Genomic DNA, 15,278 nt, shown 5'->3' on the forward strand with positions numbered 1-15,278 from the left:
GATATGAACAAGACAATATGGCTTACAGGGGTAGGTTTGGCGTGTCTTCCTACCCTGCTCTGTGCAAAACAGAACACCCCGCCCAACATTCTCTTCATACTGTGTGACGACATGGGATATGGCGATCTGGCTTGTTACGGCCAACCTTATATCCACACGCCTAATATAGACCGGATGGCACAGGAGGGAATGAGATTCACCCAGGCTTATGCCGGTTCTCCCGTCTCGGCTCCGTCGAGAGCTACCCTCATGACGGGTCAGCATACGGGACATACACATGTGCGTGGAAACAAGGAATACTGGAGAGGTGTGCCAATGGTAAAATATGGCAACAACGAGGAGTATTCTGTCGTAGGACAGGAACCTTACGACCCGCAGCATAAGATTCTGCCCGAAATCATGAAGGACAAAGGATACAGAACCGGTGTATTCGGGAAATGGGCTGGCGGATATGAGGGTTCGGTTTCTACTCCCGACAAGCGTGGCGTGGACGAATTCTATGGCTATATCTGCCAGTTTCAGGCTCATCTCTATTATCCTAACTTCCTGAACCGCTACAGTCGTGCAATGGGAGATACAGCGGTGGTAAGAGAGGTAATGGAACAGAACATCCAGCATCCGATGTTCGGCAAGGATTATTTCAAGCGCAAACAGTATTCTGCCCGCATCATCCACGACAAGGCACTGGAATGGATAGACAGACAGGATAAGGAACATCCTTTCGTAGGATTCCTTACCTATACCCTGCCGCATGCCGAACTTGCCCAGCCGGAAGACTCTATTCTAGAGAATTACCAGAAACAGTTCTTTACCGATAAAACCTGGGGCGGATGGGAAGATTCGAGATACAACGCTGCGATTCATACCCACGCACAGTTTGCCGGAATGATTACCCGACTAGACCAGTATGTGGGCGAAATCTTCGCCAAGCTGAAGGAGAAGGGACTCGACAGGAACACCATTGTCATCTTTACTTCAGATAACGGACCACATGAAGAAGGTGGTGCCGACCCGGAGTTCTTCGGTCGTGACGGTAAGTTGAAAGGTCTGAAACGCCAGTGCTACGAAGGCGGCATCCGCATACCGTTTATCGCCTGGTGGCCTGAGCATATCAAGGCAGGAGCGGTGAACGATACCCAGTTTGCCTTTTACGACCTGCTGCCTACTTTCTGCGATTTGGCTGGCATCAGAAACTTTGCCAAGCGTTATACCAACAGAAAGTTGGCTGGTGATGGTTTCGACGGAATCTCTATCGCTCCTACCCTTCTGGGCAAGGATGCAGAGCAGAAACATCACGATTACCTGTACTGGGAATTTCACGAAACCGACCAGATTGGCGTGAGAAAGGGCGACTGGAAACTGGTGGTAGTAAAAGGCGAGCCGCGGCTCTATAATCTGGCTTCCGATATCCACGAAGACCATAATGTGGCGGCAGAACATCCTAAGATTCTTACCGAACTCCTGGCTGCCATCAGAAAGGAGCATCGAGACAGCAAGGATTTCGAAATTACGCTGCCTAAGTTCTGATTTTATCTCCCGGTTACAGAGAGATAGAGATTACAACTAGATTCAAGAAAAAATGATGAACGACAACATAGCAAATTCCTTTGCCAAGCCACTGTATGTAATGCTGAAGCCTGCGGGTGCCCATTGCAACCTGGCATGCAAATACTGTTATTATCTGGAGAAGAACAAGCTCTATCCCACTGCTCAGCGACATCTGATGAGCAATGAGATGCTGGAACAGTTTACCCGAGAATATATTGAGGCGCAAACCATGAACCAGGTGCTCTTCACCTGGCATGGTGGCGAGCCTCTGCTGCGCTCCATCGACTTCTACCGCAAGGCTTTATCCCTACAGCAAAAGTATGCTGGAGGCAGGCGCATCGACAACGTAATTCAGACCAACGGCACGTTGCTGACCGATGAATGGTGCGAGTTTTTCGCCCAGAACCATTGGCTGGTAGGCATCTCTATCGATGGTCAGCAGCCTGATCATGACCATTACCGGCTGACGGCTGCGGGAAAACCATCGTGGAAGAAGGTGATGCAAGGCATCAAACTGCTGAAGAAACACGGGGTAGAATGGAATGCGATGGCGGTGGTAAATGCCTATAATGTCAATCATCCGATGGAGTTCTACCGCTTCTTCAAGGAAAACGGCTGTCAGTTTCTGCAGTTCACACCTATCGTTGAGCGACTGACCCGACATGAGGATGACCGTACCCTGGCAAGTCTTGCCGACAAGAATGAGATTCCGCTGAGCGAGGCATCAGTTACGCCGGAGCAGTGGGGCTACTTTCTCTGTGCAATTTTCGATGAATGGGTCCGGAAGGATGTGGGCAAAATCTTCGTTGAGATTTTCGACTGCACACTGGCAAACTGGATGGGTATTTCTCCCGGCATCTGTGCTTATTCCAAGGAATGCGGTCATGCGGGAGTGATGGAGCACAATGGCGATGTTTATTCCTGCGACCACTTTGTTTTTCCGGAGTATAAGTTGGGCAATATCCGTGACCATTCGCTCATCGACATGCTTTATGGTGAGCAGCAACAGGAGTTCAGCCGTCTGAAACACAGTTCTCTTCCCCGCCAGTGCAAGGAGTGTGACATGGAGTTTGCCTGTCATGGAGAATGCCCAAAGAACCGCTTCATGAAAGATAAGTATGGCGATTCCGGGCTCAACTATCTCTGTCTGGGTTATTACCATTATTATCAGCATGTAGCGCCCTACATGGATTATATGAAGCAGGAACTCATGGCGCAGCGCCCACCTTCGAACATCATGAAAGTTATACAGTAAGCATGACAGATTCTAAAAAAACAGCAAAATACTTGGAAAAAAGTCAGAAATATCGTACCTTTGCAGGCAAAAAGCAATTTTACGAATATGAAAAGAATCAAAATGCCACTTTTGGCAAGAATCATCATTGCCATCCTGTTGGGTGTAATCTTCGGCAATTTCTTCAATGAAGCTGCCGTCAGAGCGTTTCTCACCTTCAACGGCATCTTCAGCCAGTTTCTGGGCTTTATGATACCGCTCATCATCATCGGTCTCGTAACACCAGCCATTGCCGACATCGGTCATGGAGCCGGAAAACTCCTCCTTGCCACTGTGGGCATCGCCTTTGCCGACACCATCCTGGCGGGTCTGCTTGCCTATGGTACAGGTTCGGCACTCTTCCCACACATGATTGCAAATTCTGCCCATGTGGCAGTAGATAAGGCTGAAGAACTCAAACCCTTCTTCGAAATCAAGATACCAGCCATGGTTGATGTGATGAGTGCCCTCGTCTTCTCGTTCATCGCCGGACTGGGCATTGCCCATAAAGGCAGCCGCACCATGCAGAACGTTTTTCAGGAATTCAAGGAAATCGTATCAGGTGTCATTGCCAAAGTCATCATTCCCCTACTGCCCCTTTACATCTTCGGCATCTTCCTGGGCATGACTTTCTCGGGCGAAGCATACCATATCCTGCTGGTCTTTGCACAGATTATCCTCGTGATTCTCGTACTTCATATCGTCATCTTACTTTACGAATATCTGTTGGCTGGCGGCTTGTCCCACAAGAATCCTTTTAAGCTGTTGCTCAACATGTTGCCAGCCTACTTCACGGCACTTGGCACATCATCATCAGCAGCCACCATTCCGGTAACTCTGAAGCAGACCTTGAAAAACGGCGTCACCGATGGCATTGCCGGCTTCACCATTCCGCTCTGTGCCACCATCCATCTCTCGGGATCAATGATGAAGATTACCTGTTGTGCGCTCACCATCTGTCTCATCAATGGTATGCCTTGCAATCTCCCCCTCTTCCTCAACTTCATCTTCGTGCTCGCCATCTGCATGGTAGCAGCTCCGGGAGTTCCGGGAGGAGCCGTCATGGCAGCGCTAGGTCCGCTAGCCTCAGTTTTAGGTTTCAATGCCGATATGCAAGCACTTATGATAGCCCTCTATATTGCGATGGACAGTTTCGGCACCGCCTGCAATGTAACCGGCGATGGCGCCATTGCTATTGTCGTGGATAAGATATTCAGAAAGGATAAATAAAAAATAAAAGAGGGTGTGTCACAGACTTATGACACACCCTCATCTTTATATAAATCTCTCTCTATTTCTAAAGTGATTCACATATATATATTATGTATATCGTATGTTCTATTCTTACTTGCTCAAGCTAACAGAATGGCTCATGTTAGTCATTTCTGGAATTGAGTTTACTACGTGTTTCAAGAACATGCCCATGCAAAGAACCATACCTGAAAACATAACTGCGGCGAAAGCCATTGTAAAAATAGTCATCATAATTATTAACCTTTTTAAAATTTATTATTTGTTATTCCTTAAACACGAGTGCAAAGTTAACACTTTTTTATCGAATAACAGCATCTTTTGCCGAGAAATATCATTGCAATATGTCTTTCTTGATATGGGTCAACCACTTGTTTTTAGCCTTAAAAATGACATTTTGCTATCGGATATGTTGTTTTTGTGGCAATAATTTATATATATCATTTTTCTCGCTTTGTTATGTGTGTAACAAGATAGGGCTTCCTGTCAGATGATAAGAAGTCAGAATCGAAGTGAAAGCCAATCATCGAACTTCACGTTCTGGAAGGTATGGATGCCCAGTTTCTCGGCAGCCTCACAGTTTTCCTTCAGATCATCGATGAAGAGGGTTTCATCGAGATTGATGTTCGCCTGCCTGATTACCTCCTCATAGATGTGGGCATCAGGAACACAGTTCTCTTCCCCGCCAGTGCAAGGAGTGTGACATGGAACCGGCGATGGCGCCATCGCCATTGTCGTGGATAAAATATTCAGAAAGGATCAATAAGAGATAAAAAAGGTGTGTCATGGATTTATGACACACCTTTTTTTATCTCAAAATCTTAAAGTTTTAGAACTTAATCCAGGTCAGCTTCTTCCAAATTCCCTCGAAAGGACCATGGGAGTGATACTTGAGCCAGAGGTTGGAGAAGAGGCATTGTACTACTACCATGGCGATACCCACAAAAAAGGCGTAGGTGATGCCAAGCTTTGTCTGGAGATTGAAACCATAATAGGCAAACAATCCGCAACCGATGATAGACTGGAGGAAATAGTTGGTAAGACTCATCTTACCAAACTGGCGCAGGAACGACAATCCCTTTCTGAACCATTCCTTTCCGTACCACAACAAAACGAATCCTGATACTACAAACGAGAGGATAAAGAAGTTGTAGATAGGATAAAGCCAATTGTTCCATGTTTCCATGTGGCGCACATCAGCGATGCCACCCACAATCAATACCAGGATGGAAACCGCCAGCACCTTCTTCCACAAAGCCAGGTTGTTGTTCTCATTGTAGAACCAACGCTTTCTGCCCACCAGCATTCCGAGTATGAAGAGGCAGATGGTCTGCGTATGTCTTCCCTTCATCAGGCACCAGTAATAGGTAGCCACCTGTCCGTATCGCAGGTTACTGTAGGCATTCTCCAGGAAGGTGCCGTGCTGATGACCATGATACATGTTTCCATACACCTCTCCCAACGACGATGCATCTACCTGCCATCCGGTAATGAGGGAGTAAATTTCTATCGGCTGGATAAAGAGAAAGACAACCACCCACCAGAGCCATTTGGTAGGAAAATAACTCAATGGGATGAGAACCAGTCCATAGATGGCATAGGAAAAAAGGATGTCACCATCGAAGAAGGCGGTGTTCACGATACCGAGCATTGCCAGGAGGAACATTCGCCAGGCGAATCTACCCGAAAAGCAATTTCCACGCTGCTGCTGATTATCATTCATGATAAAGAAGCTTAATCCGAAGAGCAGGGCAAAGATGCCATACATCTTTCCCGACAGCAGCAATGCCAGCACATCTGCCATCCAATCATCACACCCCAGCGTATAAGCATGCGCTATGCTTCCATCGTACATATTGAAATGCTCCACAGAGTGATAGAGAATAATACCTGCTACGGCCAATCCTCTCAAGGCATCAGCCACGTCAATACGGCTGTTTTTCAGTCCTAATGTCTTGTAAAAATTCATTTTGATATTATTTGTTAGTTATTATGAGTTGGCAAAGGTATAACATTTTATTGGAAAAAGCGAATAAATCAGCCTTTTCCTTAGTTATTCGTCAGAAAAAGTGTGGGAATTTGTTGATTATTCGTTAGAAAAAGTGTGGACTTCTACAGATATTCGTCAGAAAAAGTGTGGGGTTATTGCGATTATTCATCAGAAAAAATGCAAATTAACACAAAATTATTTAACGAATAAAAGCTTCGATTCTAACATATCCGTCAGAATCGAAGTGAAAGCCAATCATCGAGCTTCACGTTCTGGAAGGTATGGATGCCCAGTTTCTCGGCAGCCTCGCAGTTTTCCGTCAGATCATCGATGAAGAGAGTATCATCGGGATTGATGTTCGCCTGCCTGATTACCTCTTCATAGATACGGGCATCAGGTTTTGCCAGATGCATTCGCTGAGAGAGGAAACAGTGCTCGAAATAATCCTCTACCCCATGGTTCTGATAAGGGAAGAGATGCTCCACGCAATAATCCCAATGTATATCAATGGTATTGCTCAAGAGGAAGAGGCGGTAACCAGCCTTCTTCAACTGCAGGAGTCGCTCCTTTTTCTCATCAGGAATCTCCACCAGCATCTTGTTGGCTGCATCGATGATTTCTTCATTCGTCACATCAGCTCCTGTCAACTCACGGGCTGCATCGCAGAATGCTTCGGTGGTAATCATTCCCACACCCAGTTTGCTCATCAGCTTCATCCCTTCACTCTGAGGATTCGGATTAGCCAGTTCCCCCATTCCTATCGCCTTGAAAGCCCCGATGCATCCTTCCGGATTGAGCTTCACCAGGACATTACCTAAATCAAATATGATATTCTTGTATTGCATAATCTATACCTTATTTTAAATCACACTTTTAATCTTTAATTAGATACTTTCTGCAAAAGTACTGTAAATTCGGGAGAGAACAAATGATTAGGGAAAAGAATGGTGGGAATATAACATTTATTAGTAAAAGAAGGATATGCCTATGTATGAGAAAGTGGCTCTTCGCAAATTTTGGTGCACATAATGCCCAACTGCAGAATTCTTTAAGAAAGTTTTACATAAAATGTTAGCGATTGTCCGACAAAAAATGTAAGTTTATTAGTGTTCAAAAAATAAGACTTACAATGGAGACAATCGCTAACATTTGCAAAGGTACAGAAAATTTAGGAAACAACCAAACGGATTTAAAATTAAATGCTTTTGAAGTGGGAGAAAACCTCGTTGCTTTCCTCATCCCCCACTTTGCTAATTTCGTTATAATCAACTATACCATCACAGAGGATGAAGTGGCACTGACGCTAAAAAGCAAGTCTACTTGCGCTTGCTGTGATCGTTGCCATATCGAGACACATCATACCCGTGGCTGGCAAAAAAGGAAAGTAACCATGCCTCCGCTCGGTGGAAAACGTTTTACACTGATTTTGTATATGCGTAAATTTCACTGTAAGGCCGATGGTCATTTCTTTACAGAGCAACAGCCCGATTGGCTCAACAAGTATGCTAGATTTTCCATTGACTGTACAAGACTAATGAACCAAGTGCACTTACAGATGTCATCAGTCTCAGCTTCCAGAATATTGTCGGATATGGGAATACATTGCTGCCCCAACACATGTATCAATCATCTCAAGAATATAAAACTAGCTTCAGATAGGACGGCAACCAACATTGGTATAGACGATTTTGCTAAAAGGAAAGGCTATTCGTATGGTAGTGCCATCGTCAATCATGACACTGGTCAAGTGTTGGAATTGATTGATTCTAGAGACTCCGAAAAGGTCGCTGAAGTCCTGAGCCTCTATCATCATGTGTCCACCATCACTCTCGATAGGGGCAAGTGTTACATCAAGGCTATAAAGAAGGCTCTTCCTGCAGCAACTGTTGTCGCAGACAAATTCCATATTATGGAAAATTTGACGAAAGCACTTTTCCCACAAGTCCAAAGCCGCTTCTTGCATGAAAGAAAACGTTTGTTGGACAAAAGTGAAATTGGTCCCAAACCTCCAGTCTTAGATCAATCCTGGGTGCTACAAGGTATTTATGCATCTTTGGACTCAATGAGTAAAGACGTGGAAAAAGCTAAAACATTGGCTAAGCGGAAGTTGTGTCTTCAAATGCATGTAAATCAAGAGCTCTCTATAAAGGATATCCATGACAAAACAGGCTATAGCAGTTGCGAGATTAAGAAACTGCTAGATGCAACTTATGAGAGTTTTCTCAACCCTAGCCAACTATGGGTATATAAAAATGTGAAGTACATATCAGATAGAATCTTAGAGAAAAAGACTTTGGAATACTCAGGTGTGGTCAAGGGCGTTCATGGTTCGGGGAAAAAGTATGCAATGAAAATGTTGCTGTCCATTCTGAGGGAGAAATGGAAAAATGAATATGGGGAGTACAAAGAAAGAATGAGGAAATTTCTATCAAAAGAAAGCATACGAATGGAAGAGCATGATCTTTGGAACGCAATTGTACACTTTAATTCAAGACCAAAGACGGAATCTGTCAAGATTTTCATGCAACAAAAAAACATGTATGATTTGAAATACTTTGTCTCCACATTTCAAGGGATATTGAGTGGAGAGAACAAAATGGGACTATACAAATGGATAAATATGGCCATTGGATGTGGGGTGGATGGAATAGAAAAGTTTGCCATGGGTTTGCTTGACGACTACCAGGCCATCAAGAATTCCATTACCAGCAAATGGAACAATGGAATTCTTGAAGGAACGGTATGCAAGATAAAAACAGTAAAACGAATTATGGCAGGACGAGCCTCCATCACCTTGTTGGAGAAAAAGGTTGCGCTTAAGCTTTAGCACTATGTGCACCAAAATTTGCGAAGAGCCGAGAAAGTTTTTCTAAAACTATTGCCACTATTGCCACACCTCAAGTTAACCAATTGGTTTTTAGCTATTTAAGCGTGGCAATAAGGGCATTTTCTATTATCACCTATTGCCACCTATTGCCACACTCGGGCGAAAAACGGGGGATTCTCAGCGAAAAAGCAGAGGAATACTTATTGTTTTCGCAGAAAAACATTAAAAAAGTGGAGAAAAAGGCTTGCGGTTTCGAACATTTTTTTGTATTTTTGCAACCAACAGGAAAAATTCCTGCCGATTCCACCTAGAAGCTTACGACTCCTGTGAAACCACTTTACACACATTTAACCCAAAAACCAATGACACAAGCAGATTTAGTCAGACTCTACTTCAACAAAGAAAGTGCTTACAACTCATGGGACTATTGCTTCAACCAGCAATGTCCACTGGCTCAGGAATGTGCACACTATCTGTCCGTAACCTACAAAAAACCGGAACAGACCAAAGGCTACGCCATCTATCCCGATGCCTACCACGACAACAAGTGCGAACATTTCCTGCAGCTACAGATGATGAAAATGGCATACGGCTTTACGAATATTCTTGAAGAACTGAAACGTAAAGACGAAGCCAGTTTCAGAGTACACATGACTTCCTACTTCGGAAGCAAGACTTCATACTATCGCTATAAATTAGGACAGACAGGACTCGTGCCTGAACAGCAGCAGTACGTGCTGAAATGGTGCCAGCAACATGGATACACCAACATGAGGTTCGACCGCTATGCAGAAGAGGTCAACTATTAACAGCCGCACGCCGATAAAGATTTTAACCCACGTACATGGTCACTCGTACCCGCGTACATGAGTATCCGTACCCATGTACACGGGTACGGATGACCAACACGATGAGCACGGATGACCGAGACGACGGGCACGAGCGCCCGGCATAGTCGGGCACATTTGCCCAACGCCTTGGGCAAAGCTGGGCAAAACCATCGGCAGCCCTAAGTATCACCCTATCAACAAATTAGCAGAAATATGAAGTTTACTATAACAAGAATCAACAAGCAGAACAAGTTGATGGTCAGTTCGAAAACCGTAGAACGGTTTCTGGAGCGTATCGCTAAAGATGATGCCAAGCTGAGTGTCACCAATTTCAGAATGAGTGTGCCGCTCATGGAGACCGACTACCAGTACTACAAAGGCATCAAGGAATGGCAGCACGTTTATCCAGCCGCAGAATTCAACAAGGATGAAAGCGGCAATCTCGTCTTCCAGAAATCAAACGGGCTGGTGATGCTCCACTTCATCAACCTCATGTCGGACCAGGAAAAAGATGCCGTCAAGAAGACGGTCAGTCTGCTGCCGATGACCTTCGCTGCCTTCGAAGGAGCCGACGGCAGAAGCCTCATCGTACTCGTAAGCATCTGCAACGAAGAAGGAAAAATCCCGACAAAAGAAGCCGACGCCGACTTACTCTACCAGTCTGCCTACGAACAGGTAAAGACGCTCTACCAGTCGCAGGTACAGGCAGCCATCAAACCCGAAAAGCCATCATTGGCATCCAACTTCATGCTTACGCTGGATGCCTCTCCTTATTATAACAGCAAGGCTGTGGCGATGCGCATCTCCCAAAATATGAAGAAGGTAGCCTCAGCCCCTAAGAATGTAGACGATTTAAAGACATACGATGACTATGAATTCCTCTACCGCAAGGCAGCAGAAGAGACGAAGGAAGAGATGAAAAAAGCCAACATCTCATGGCAGAACGATGAAGACCGGTTCCTTGCCGGTTTCTCAGCCATCGCCATCAAGCTCTGCAACATGGGCCTCAGCGAAGAAGAAGCTTTCATCCATATCCGCCGCAACAACTGGGGACATGTGACAGAAGAGAAACTCCGCCAGATAGTAGGCACCGCTTACGATACCCATTCCAAAGACAGGAAGACGGAGAAATCTGCCTCAGGCAGAAAAGGCCGTGCCGAAATTCTGCAGATGATCAGATACCTGGAGAGCCGGTACCTGTTCCGTTACAATACCGTGATGAAATATACCGAATACCGTCCGAACAATTCCTGGGTTGGCGATTTCAGACCGGTGGATGCCCGTGTGCAGAAAAGCATGACGCTGGATGTTCAGATAGCCGACATCCACGTAAGCATCAAGGATGTAAGGAATTTTCTAGAGTCAGACCGCATCAGAAACTACAGTCCAATAGAGTCCTATCTCTATGACTGTCTGGGTAAATGGGACGGCAAGGACCGCATCCGTGCCCTGGCACGAACTGTACCCACCAACAATCCTCATTGGGAAGACTGGTTTTACACCTGGTTTCTGGGAATGGTTGACCAGTGGCGCGGCATGTATCGCCGTCAATATGGCAACAGTACCATGCCGCTGCTCATTTCCAAGCAAGGTTACAATAAGAGCACCTTTTGCCGCCGTCTCATCCCTACCGAATTATCGTGGGGCTTCAGCGACAATATGATTCTCTCAGAAAAGCGTCAGGTATTGCAGGCGATGTCACAATTTCTGCTCATCAATCTCGATGAGTTCAATCAGATTTCCCCACAGGTGCAGCAGGGTTTTCTGAAGAATCTGCTGCAGTTGCCAACGGTGAAAATCAAGCCGCTATACGGAAGTCATGTACAGGAATTTCCTCGTCTAGCCTCCTTCATTGCCACGAGCAACATGACTGATATTCTTTCCGACCCATCCGGCAACCGCCGTTTCCTGGGAGTAGAACTGACGGGACCTATCGATGTGAGTGGCAGACTGAACTATGAGCAACTTTATGCGCAGGCGATGCAAGCTTTGGAGCGTGGCGAAAAATCCTATTTCGATGCCAAGGAAACCGCCATCATCATGCAACATAACAGACAATTTGAACAGATTTCCCCTATCAAGCAATGTTTTCTGCAGGTTTTCGAGCCTGCAAGTACCCCGGAAGAGGGCGAATATCTGATGGCAGCCGCCATTTTCGACATTTTGAAGCAGAAATTCGGCTCCTCTCTCCAGGTTTCGAGTATACAGAAATTGGGCAGAGAGCTTCAGAATATTGAAGGTTTGAAGAACCGAAGAACAAGATTTGGTACTGAGTATCTGGTAGTTAGGAAATAACCTACTCACTTTTCATCTCATTCCCTCATAAAAAGAGTGTGGCAATGCGTGGCATTAGGTGGCAACAGAAACACCGCTTACTGCCACGCATTATTCACTTATAATCAGAGAGTTAAATGCATTGGTGATAGATGTGGCAATAAAAACAGAAAAACAGCACCATGTAGAGTGGTTGTTCGGAATTCCGAACAACCACTTTTTGCTTTACCATTCGCATGTATTAATTATTATGCAGAAATCATGAACTTCATTATGCGAACTCATCCACTTCATTTCACGAGTTCATCCACTTCATTTCACGAGTTCATCTACTTCATTGAGTTGACACATACGGCTGCGGTGGCTGAAGGAGTCGAATGCGATAGCTGAAGGAGACGAATGCGATAGCTGAAGGAGTCGAATGCAGTGACCGGAGGAGACGAATGCGATAGTTGAAGGAATCGAATGCAGTGACCGGAGGAGACGAATGCTGTGGCTGGAGGAGACACATTCTGAACACTTATAACTAGAGATTGCTGTATAATACTAAACTGAGTCCACTTAAAGAAGTCCCGAATCATATTTTTTGTCATTGTAACTTATTGACAATCAATGGCACGTTTTCGTAAAAATGACTTTTTCAAGTGGGCTCAGAAAATAAAATCTGTTTTCTGTTTCAATCCACACACCCACGAAGGGTGTGACTTACTTAACTCTTTGTGTATTACTTGCAATAAAAAGTTTCAATCCACACACCCACGAAGGGTGTGACATAACCTACATAAGTGGTTTTAACCTCTAGCAAAGTTTCAATCCACACACCCACGAAGGGTGTGACTTCGCTATCCGCCTTTCTAGGTTTGGATTTCTATGTTTCAATCCACACACCCACGAAGGGTGTGACCTTGATTAGCAAAATCGGGGTCGTTACTATTCTGTTTCAATCCACACACCCACGAAGGGTGTGACATAACGCTGCATATCATTTGACATATTTTGACCAGTTTCAATCCACACACCCACGAAGGGTGTGACGACAATATGCGTGCCGATGCTCAGACGTTGCGAGTTTCAATCCACACACCCACGAAGGGTGTGACGTTTTTTGCAATAATGAACAGCTTCTATTAGGAGTTTCAATCCACACACCCACGAAGGGTGTGACATCTGTTTGCCTTATAATTTACCGCCCGAAGCGTGTTTCAATCCACACACCCACGAAGGGTGTGACTGTATGCCGTTTCCAAAAACTCAATCCTACTAAGTTTCAATCCACACACCCACGAAGGGTGTGACACGGATAACGTCTATTTTGGCAGCTGGGACGAAGTTTCAATCCACACACCCACGAAGGGTGTGACTTTATAATCTTCCTCATTTGTTACCTCCTCTCTGAGTTTCAATCCACACACCCACGAAGGGTGTGACGATAGTTTTGCGTGCTTACCACGTAAGCGGCTCAGTTTCAATCCACACACCCACGAAGGGTGTGACAACATATTCTTGCATGTTGCCGTCTGTAACCTTTGTTTCAATCCACACACCCACGAAGGGTGTGACGTAATATTGATTATGTTTCGCCTTCTGACAATATGTTTCAATCCACACACCCACGAAGGGTGTGACATGATTGATACATCGAATTTCCGCTCTCAGTTTGTTTCAATCCACACACCCACGAAGGGTGTGACGGTGTTGCTGGTTCTTTACTTGGTGGTCTTTTTGGTTTCAATCCACACACCCACGAAGGGTGTGACATAACGCTGTATATCATTTGACATATTTTGACCCGTTTCAATCCACACACCCACGAAGGGTGTGACCTTGACTTGAACATTCAGCAAAATGAGTGGTCTTTGTTTCAATCCACACACCCACGAAGGGTGTGACCCATACGCTCTTACCGTCTGCTTAAATAGTTAAAGTTTCAATCCACACACCCACGAAGGGTGTGACAAAGCGAAGATACGCTGACATTCGGCAACCAGTACGTTTCAATCCACACACCCACGAAGGGTGTGACTTATCACGGTGTGCGGTCAAGACCTCCCGAACTTGTTTCAATCCACACACCCACGAAGGGTGTGACCTGTGCGATGGCTTCCTGCTGCTTTGGCTTTTTGTTTCAATCCACACACCCACGAAGGGTGTGACGCGATGCCGTTCAACTTGGTTTTGAGTGCTGTCGTGTTTCAATCCACACACCCACGAAGGGTGTGACGGTCGTTTGCGACTTGAAAACCTCGGGCAAGGAGTTTCAATCCACACACCCACGAAGGGTGTGACGTGATAATCTCGATAAACTTCTTCATACGCTCTGTTTCAATCCACACACCCACGAAGGGTGTGACCAGCCCACAAAATGTTCGTTCAAAGATGATAAAGGTTTCAATCCACACACCCACGAAGGGTGTGACAGAACACCGGTGAAATAATCTAAAGGCAAATTACTGTTTCAATCCACACACCCACGAAGGGTGTGACACCGGCGGTCTTCTTTCTGGCATTGCCCAGAAAGTTTCAATCCACACACCCACGAAGGGTGTGACTCTGCTGCGTCTCAGATTGCTCAGTTTGCATTTCAGTTTCAATCCACACACCCACGAAGGGTGTGACAGCTAGCTGATACAAATCTCCGTTGGCTCGATAAGGTTTCAATCCACACACCCACGAAGGGTGTGACATAAAAGCTTTAGTCTTTTCAACCTTATCAGAAAGTTTCAATCCACACACCCACGAAGGGTGTGACAACCAGCACCAGCAATAGCAGCAGCACCTAAACCAGTTTCAATCCACACACCCACGAAGGGTGTGACTGCATATTCAGCAAATAGCTGAATATCATGATGCAAAGATAATTATTTTGCGAAAGATGGCAAAATAATTACACGTAAAATATTATAAAAGGCATAATATTTGTAAGTCACTGATTTTAAGAAGGTGCGAAACTATAGGTTATTTTGCAATACTATAGGTTCGCACCCTCATACATTAAATGATAAGCTCACCAGTAAAGTCAAGCCCCATATCCTTACCCAAAGTCTCGACTTTACGTTTCCAATTTTTCCCAAGAATATAGAACCTAATACTATCTTGTTCAGTATCAATAATCCCTTTCAACTGGTCCCTCAATACGAAAAACTGAGATTCCGTCAAAATACACTCAAAAACAGAGTTTTGAACTCTCTTTCCGTAATTCAAACACGCCCTTGCTACATTGCGTAAACGTTTCGCACCATGAGCCGAGGTAATGTTTACATCATAAGTAATCAATACAAACATACA

At 45.1% G+C, this 15,278-nt stretch carries 10 protein-coding genes and 1 CRISPR repeat array; of the genes, 6 read left to right on the forward strand and 4 right to left on the reverse strand.

The genetic code is table 11. The features are described from left to right. Positions 1-3: 3 nt before the first annotated feature. From FO447_RS09270 to FO447_RS09280, 3 genes are all read left to right on the forward strand, one after another. Entirely contained in the window at positions 4-1,527 is a 1,524-nt protein-coding gene (locus FO447_RS09270; protein ID WP_118141034.1) for an arylsulfatase, read from the forward strand. A 55-nt stretch (positions 1,528-1,582) separates the two neighbouring features. Beyond that, positions 1,583-2,803 (forward strand): anaerobic sulfatase-maturation protein, encoded by a 1,221-nt coding sequence (locus FO447_RS09275; protein ID WP_200758535.1) that lies wholly within the window; start codon positions 1,583-1,585, stop codon positions 2,801-2,803. Positions 2,804-2,890: 87 nt separating this feature from the next. After that, on the forward strand, positions 2,891-4,051 hold the full coding sequence (locus FO447_RS09280) for a dicarboxylate/amino acid:cation symporter (protein WP_118080185.1): 1,161 nt from the start codon (positions 2,891-2,893) through the stop codon (positions 4,049-4,051). Positions 4,052-4,573: 522 nt separating this feature from the next. On the opposite strand, the gene FO447_RS09285 is transcribed toward FO447_RS09280, so the two are convergent. The 3 genes from FO447_RS09285 to FO447_RS09295 form a co-directional block, all read right to left on the reverse strand. Next, positions 4,574-4,804, reverse strand: coding sequence for an HAD-IA family hydrolase (locus tag FO447_RS09285; RefSeq protein ID WP_234698968.1), 231 nt, complete (start codon positions 4,802-4,804; stop codon positions 4,574-4,576). A gap of 97 nt (positions 4,805-4,901) precedes the next feature. Continuing rightward, positions 4,902-6,041: a DUF418 domain-containing protein gene (locus tag FO447_RS09290; RefSeq protein WP_118141015.1), complete on the reverse strand. Its 1,140-nt coding sequence runs from the start codon at positions 6,039-6,041 to the stop codon at positions 4,902-4,904. A gap of 254 nt (positions 6,042-6,295) precedes the next feature. Further along, positions 6,296-6,907, reverse strand: a complete 612-nt coding sequence (locus FO447_RS09295; protein WP_234698969.1) for an HAD family hydrolase — start codon at positions 6,905-6,907, stop codon at positions 6,296-6,298. A 284-nt stretch (positions 6,908-7,191) separates the two neighbouring features. Between FO447_RS09295 and FO447_RS09300 the strand changes: the two genes are divergently transcribed. The 3 genes from FO447_RS09300 to FO447_RS09310 all read left to right on the forward strand — a co-directional run bounded on the left by FO447_RS09300 (position 7,192) and on the right by FO447_RS09310 (position 12,014). After that, positions 7,192-8,889, forward strand: a complete 1,698-nt coding sequence (locus FO447_RS09300; protein WP_200756117.1) for an ISL3 family transposase — start codon at positions 7,192-7,194, stop codon at positions 8,887-8,889. A 362-nt stretch (positions 8,890-9,251) separates the two neighbouring features. Further along, positions 9,252-9,698: a DUF6078 family protein gene (locus FO447_RS09305; RefSeq protein ID WP_118141019.1), complete on the forward strand. Its 447-nt coding sequence runs from the start codon at positions 9,252-9,254 to the stop codon at positions 9,696-9,698. Between the two features lie 234 nt (positions 9,699-9,932). Next, the gene (locus FO447_RS09310; RefSeq protein ID WP_200756118.1) at positions 9,933-12,014 is read left to right on the forward strand and encodes a VapE domain-containing protein; all 2,082 of its coding nucleotides are present in this window, start codon (positions 9,933-9,935) and stop codon (positions 12,012-12,014) included. A 652-nt stretch (positions 12,015-12,666) separates the two neighbouring features. Continuing rightward, a CRISPR array of direct repeats spans positions 12,667-14,809; the repeat unit is 32 nt; unit sequence GTTTCAATCCACACACCCACGAAGGGTGTGAC. 175 nt (positions 14,810-14,984) lie between these two features. Here the strand turns inward: FO447_RS09310 and cas2 are convergent. Then, positions 14,985-15,275 (reverse strand): CRISPR-associated endonuclease Cas2, encoded by a 291-nt coding sequence (gene cas2, locus FO447_RS09315; protein WP_118153044.1) that lies wholly within the window; start codon positions 15,273-15,275, stop codon positions 14,985-14,987. Positions 15,276-15,278: the final 3 nt, after the last annotated feature.

Source organism: Segatella copri (assembly GCF_015074785.1).
Lineage (GTDB): Bacteria > Bacteroidota > Bacteroidia > Bacteroidales > Bacteroidaceae > Prevotella.

Coding starts and splice junctions, on each gene's coding strand:
- FO447_RS09275 (WP_200758535.1), top strand. CDS start 1,583: ATGAACGACAACATAGCAAATTCCTTTGCCAAGCCACTGTATGTAATG.
- FO447_RS09270 (WP_118141034.1), top strand. CDS start 4: ATGAACAAGACAATATGGCTTACAGGGGTAGGTTTGGCGTGTCTTCCT.
- FO447_RS09285 (WP_234698968.1), bottom strand. CDS start 4,804: ATGGCGATGGCGCCATCGCCGGTTCCATGTCACACTCCTTGCACTGGC.
- FO447_RS09300 (WP_200756117.1), top strand. CDS start 7,192: ATGGAGACAATCGCTAACATTTGCAAAGGTACAGAAAATTTAGGAAAC.
- cas2 (WP_118153044.1), bottom strand. CDS start 15,275: ATGTTTGTATTGATTACTTATGATGTAAACATTACCTCGGCTCATGGT.
- FO447_RS09310 (WP_200756118.1), top strand. CDS start 9,933: ATGAAGTTTACTATAACAAGAATCAACAAGCAGAACAAGTTGATGGTC.
- FO447_RS09290 (WP_118141015.1), bottom strand. CDS start 6,041: ATGAATTTTTACAAGACATTAGGACTGAAAAACAGCCGTATTGACGTG.
- FO447_RS09280 (WP_118080185.1), top strand. CDS start 2,891: ATGAAAAGAATCAAAATGCCACTTTTGGCAAGAATCATCATTGCCATC.
- FO447_RS09295 (WP_234698969.1), bottom strand. CDS start 6,907: ATGCAATACAAGAATATCATATTTGATTTAGGTAATGTCCTGGTGAAG.
- FO447_RS09305 (WP_118141019.1), top strand. CDS start 9,252: ATGACACAAGCAGATTTAGTCAGACTCTACTTCAACAAAGAAAGTGCT.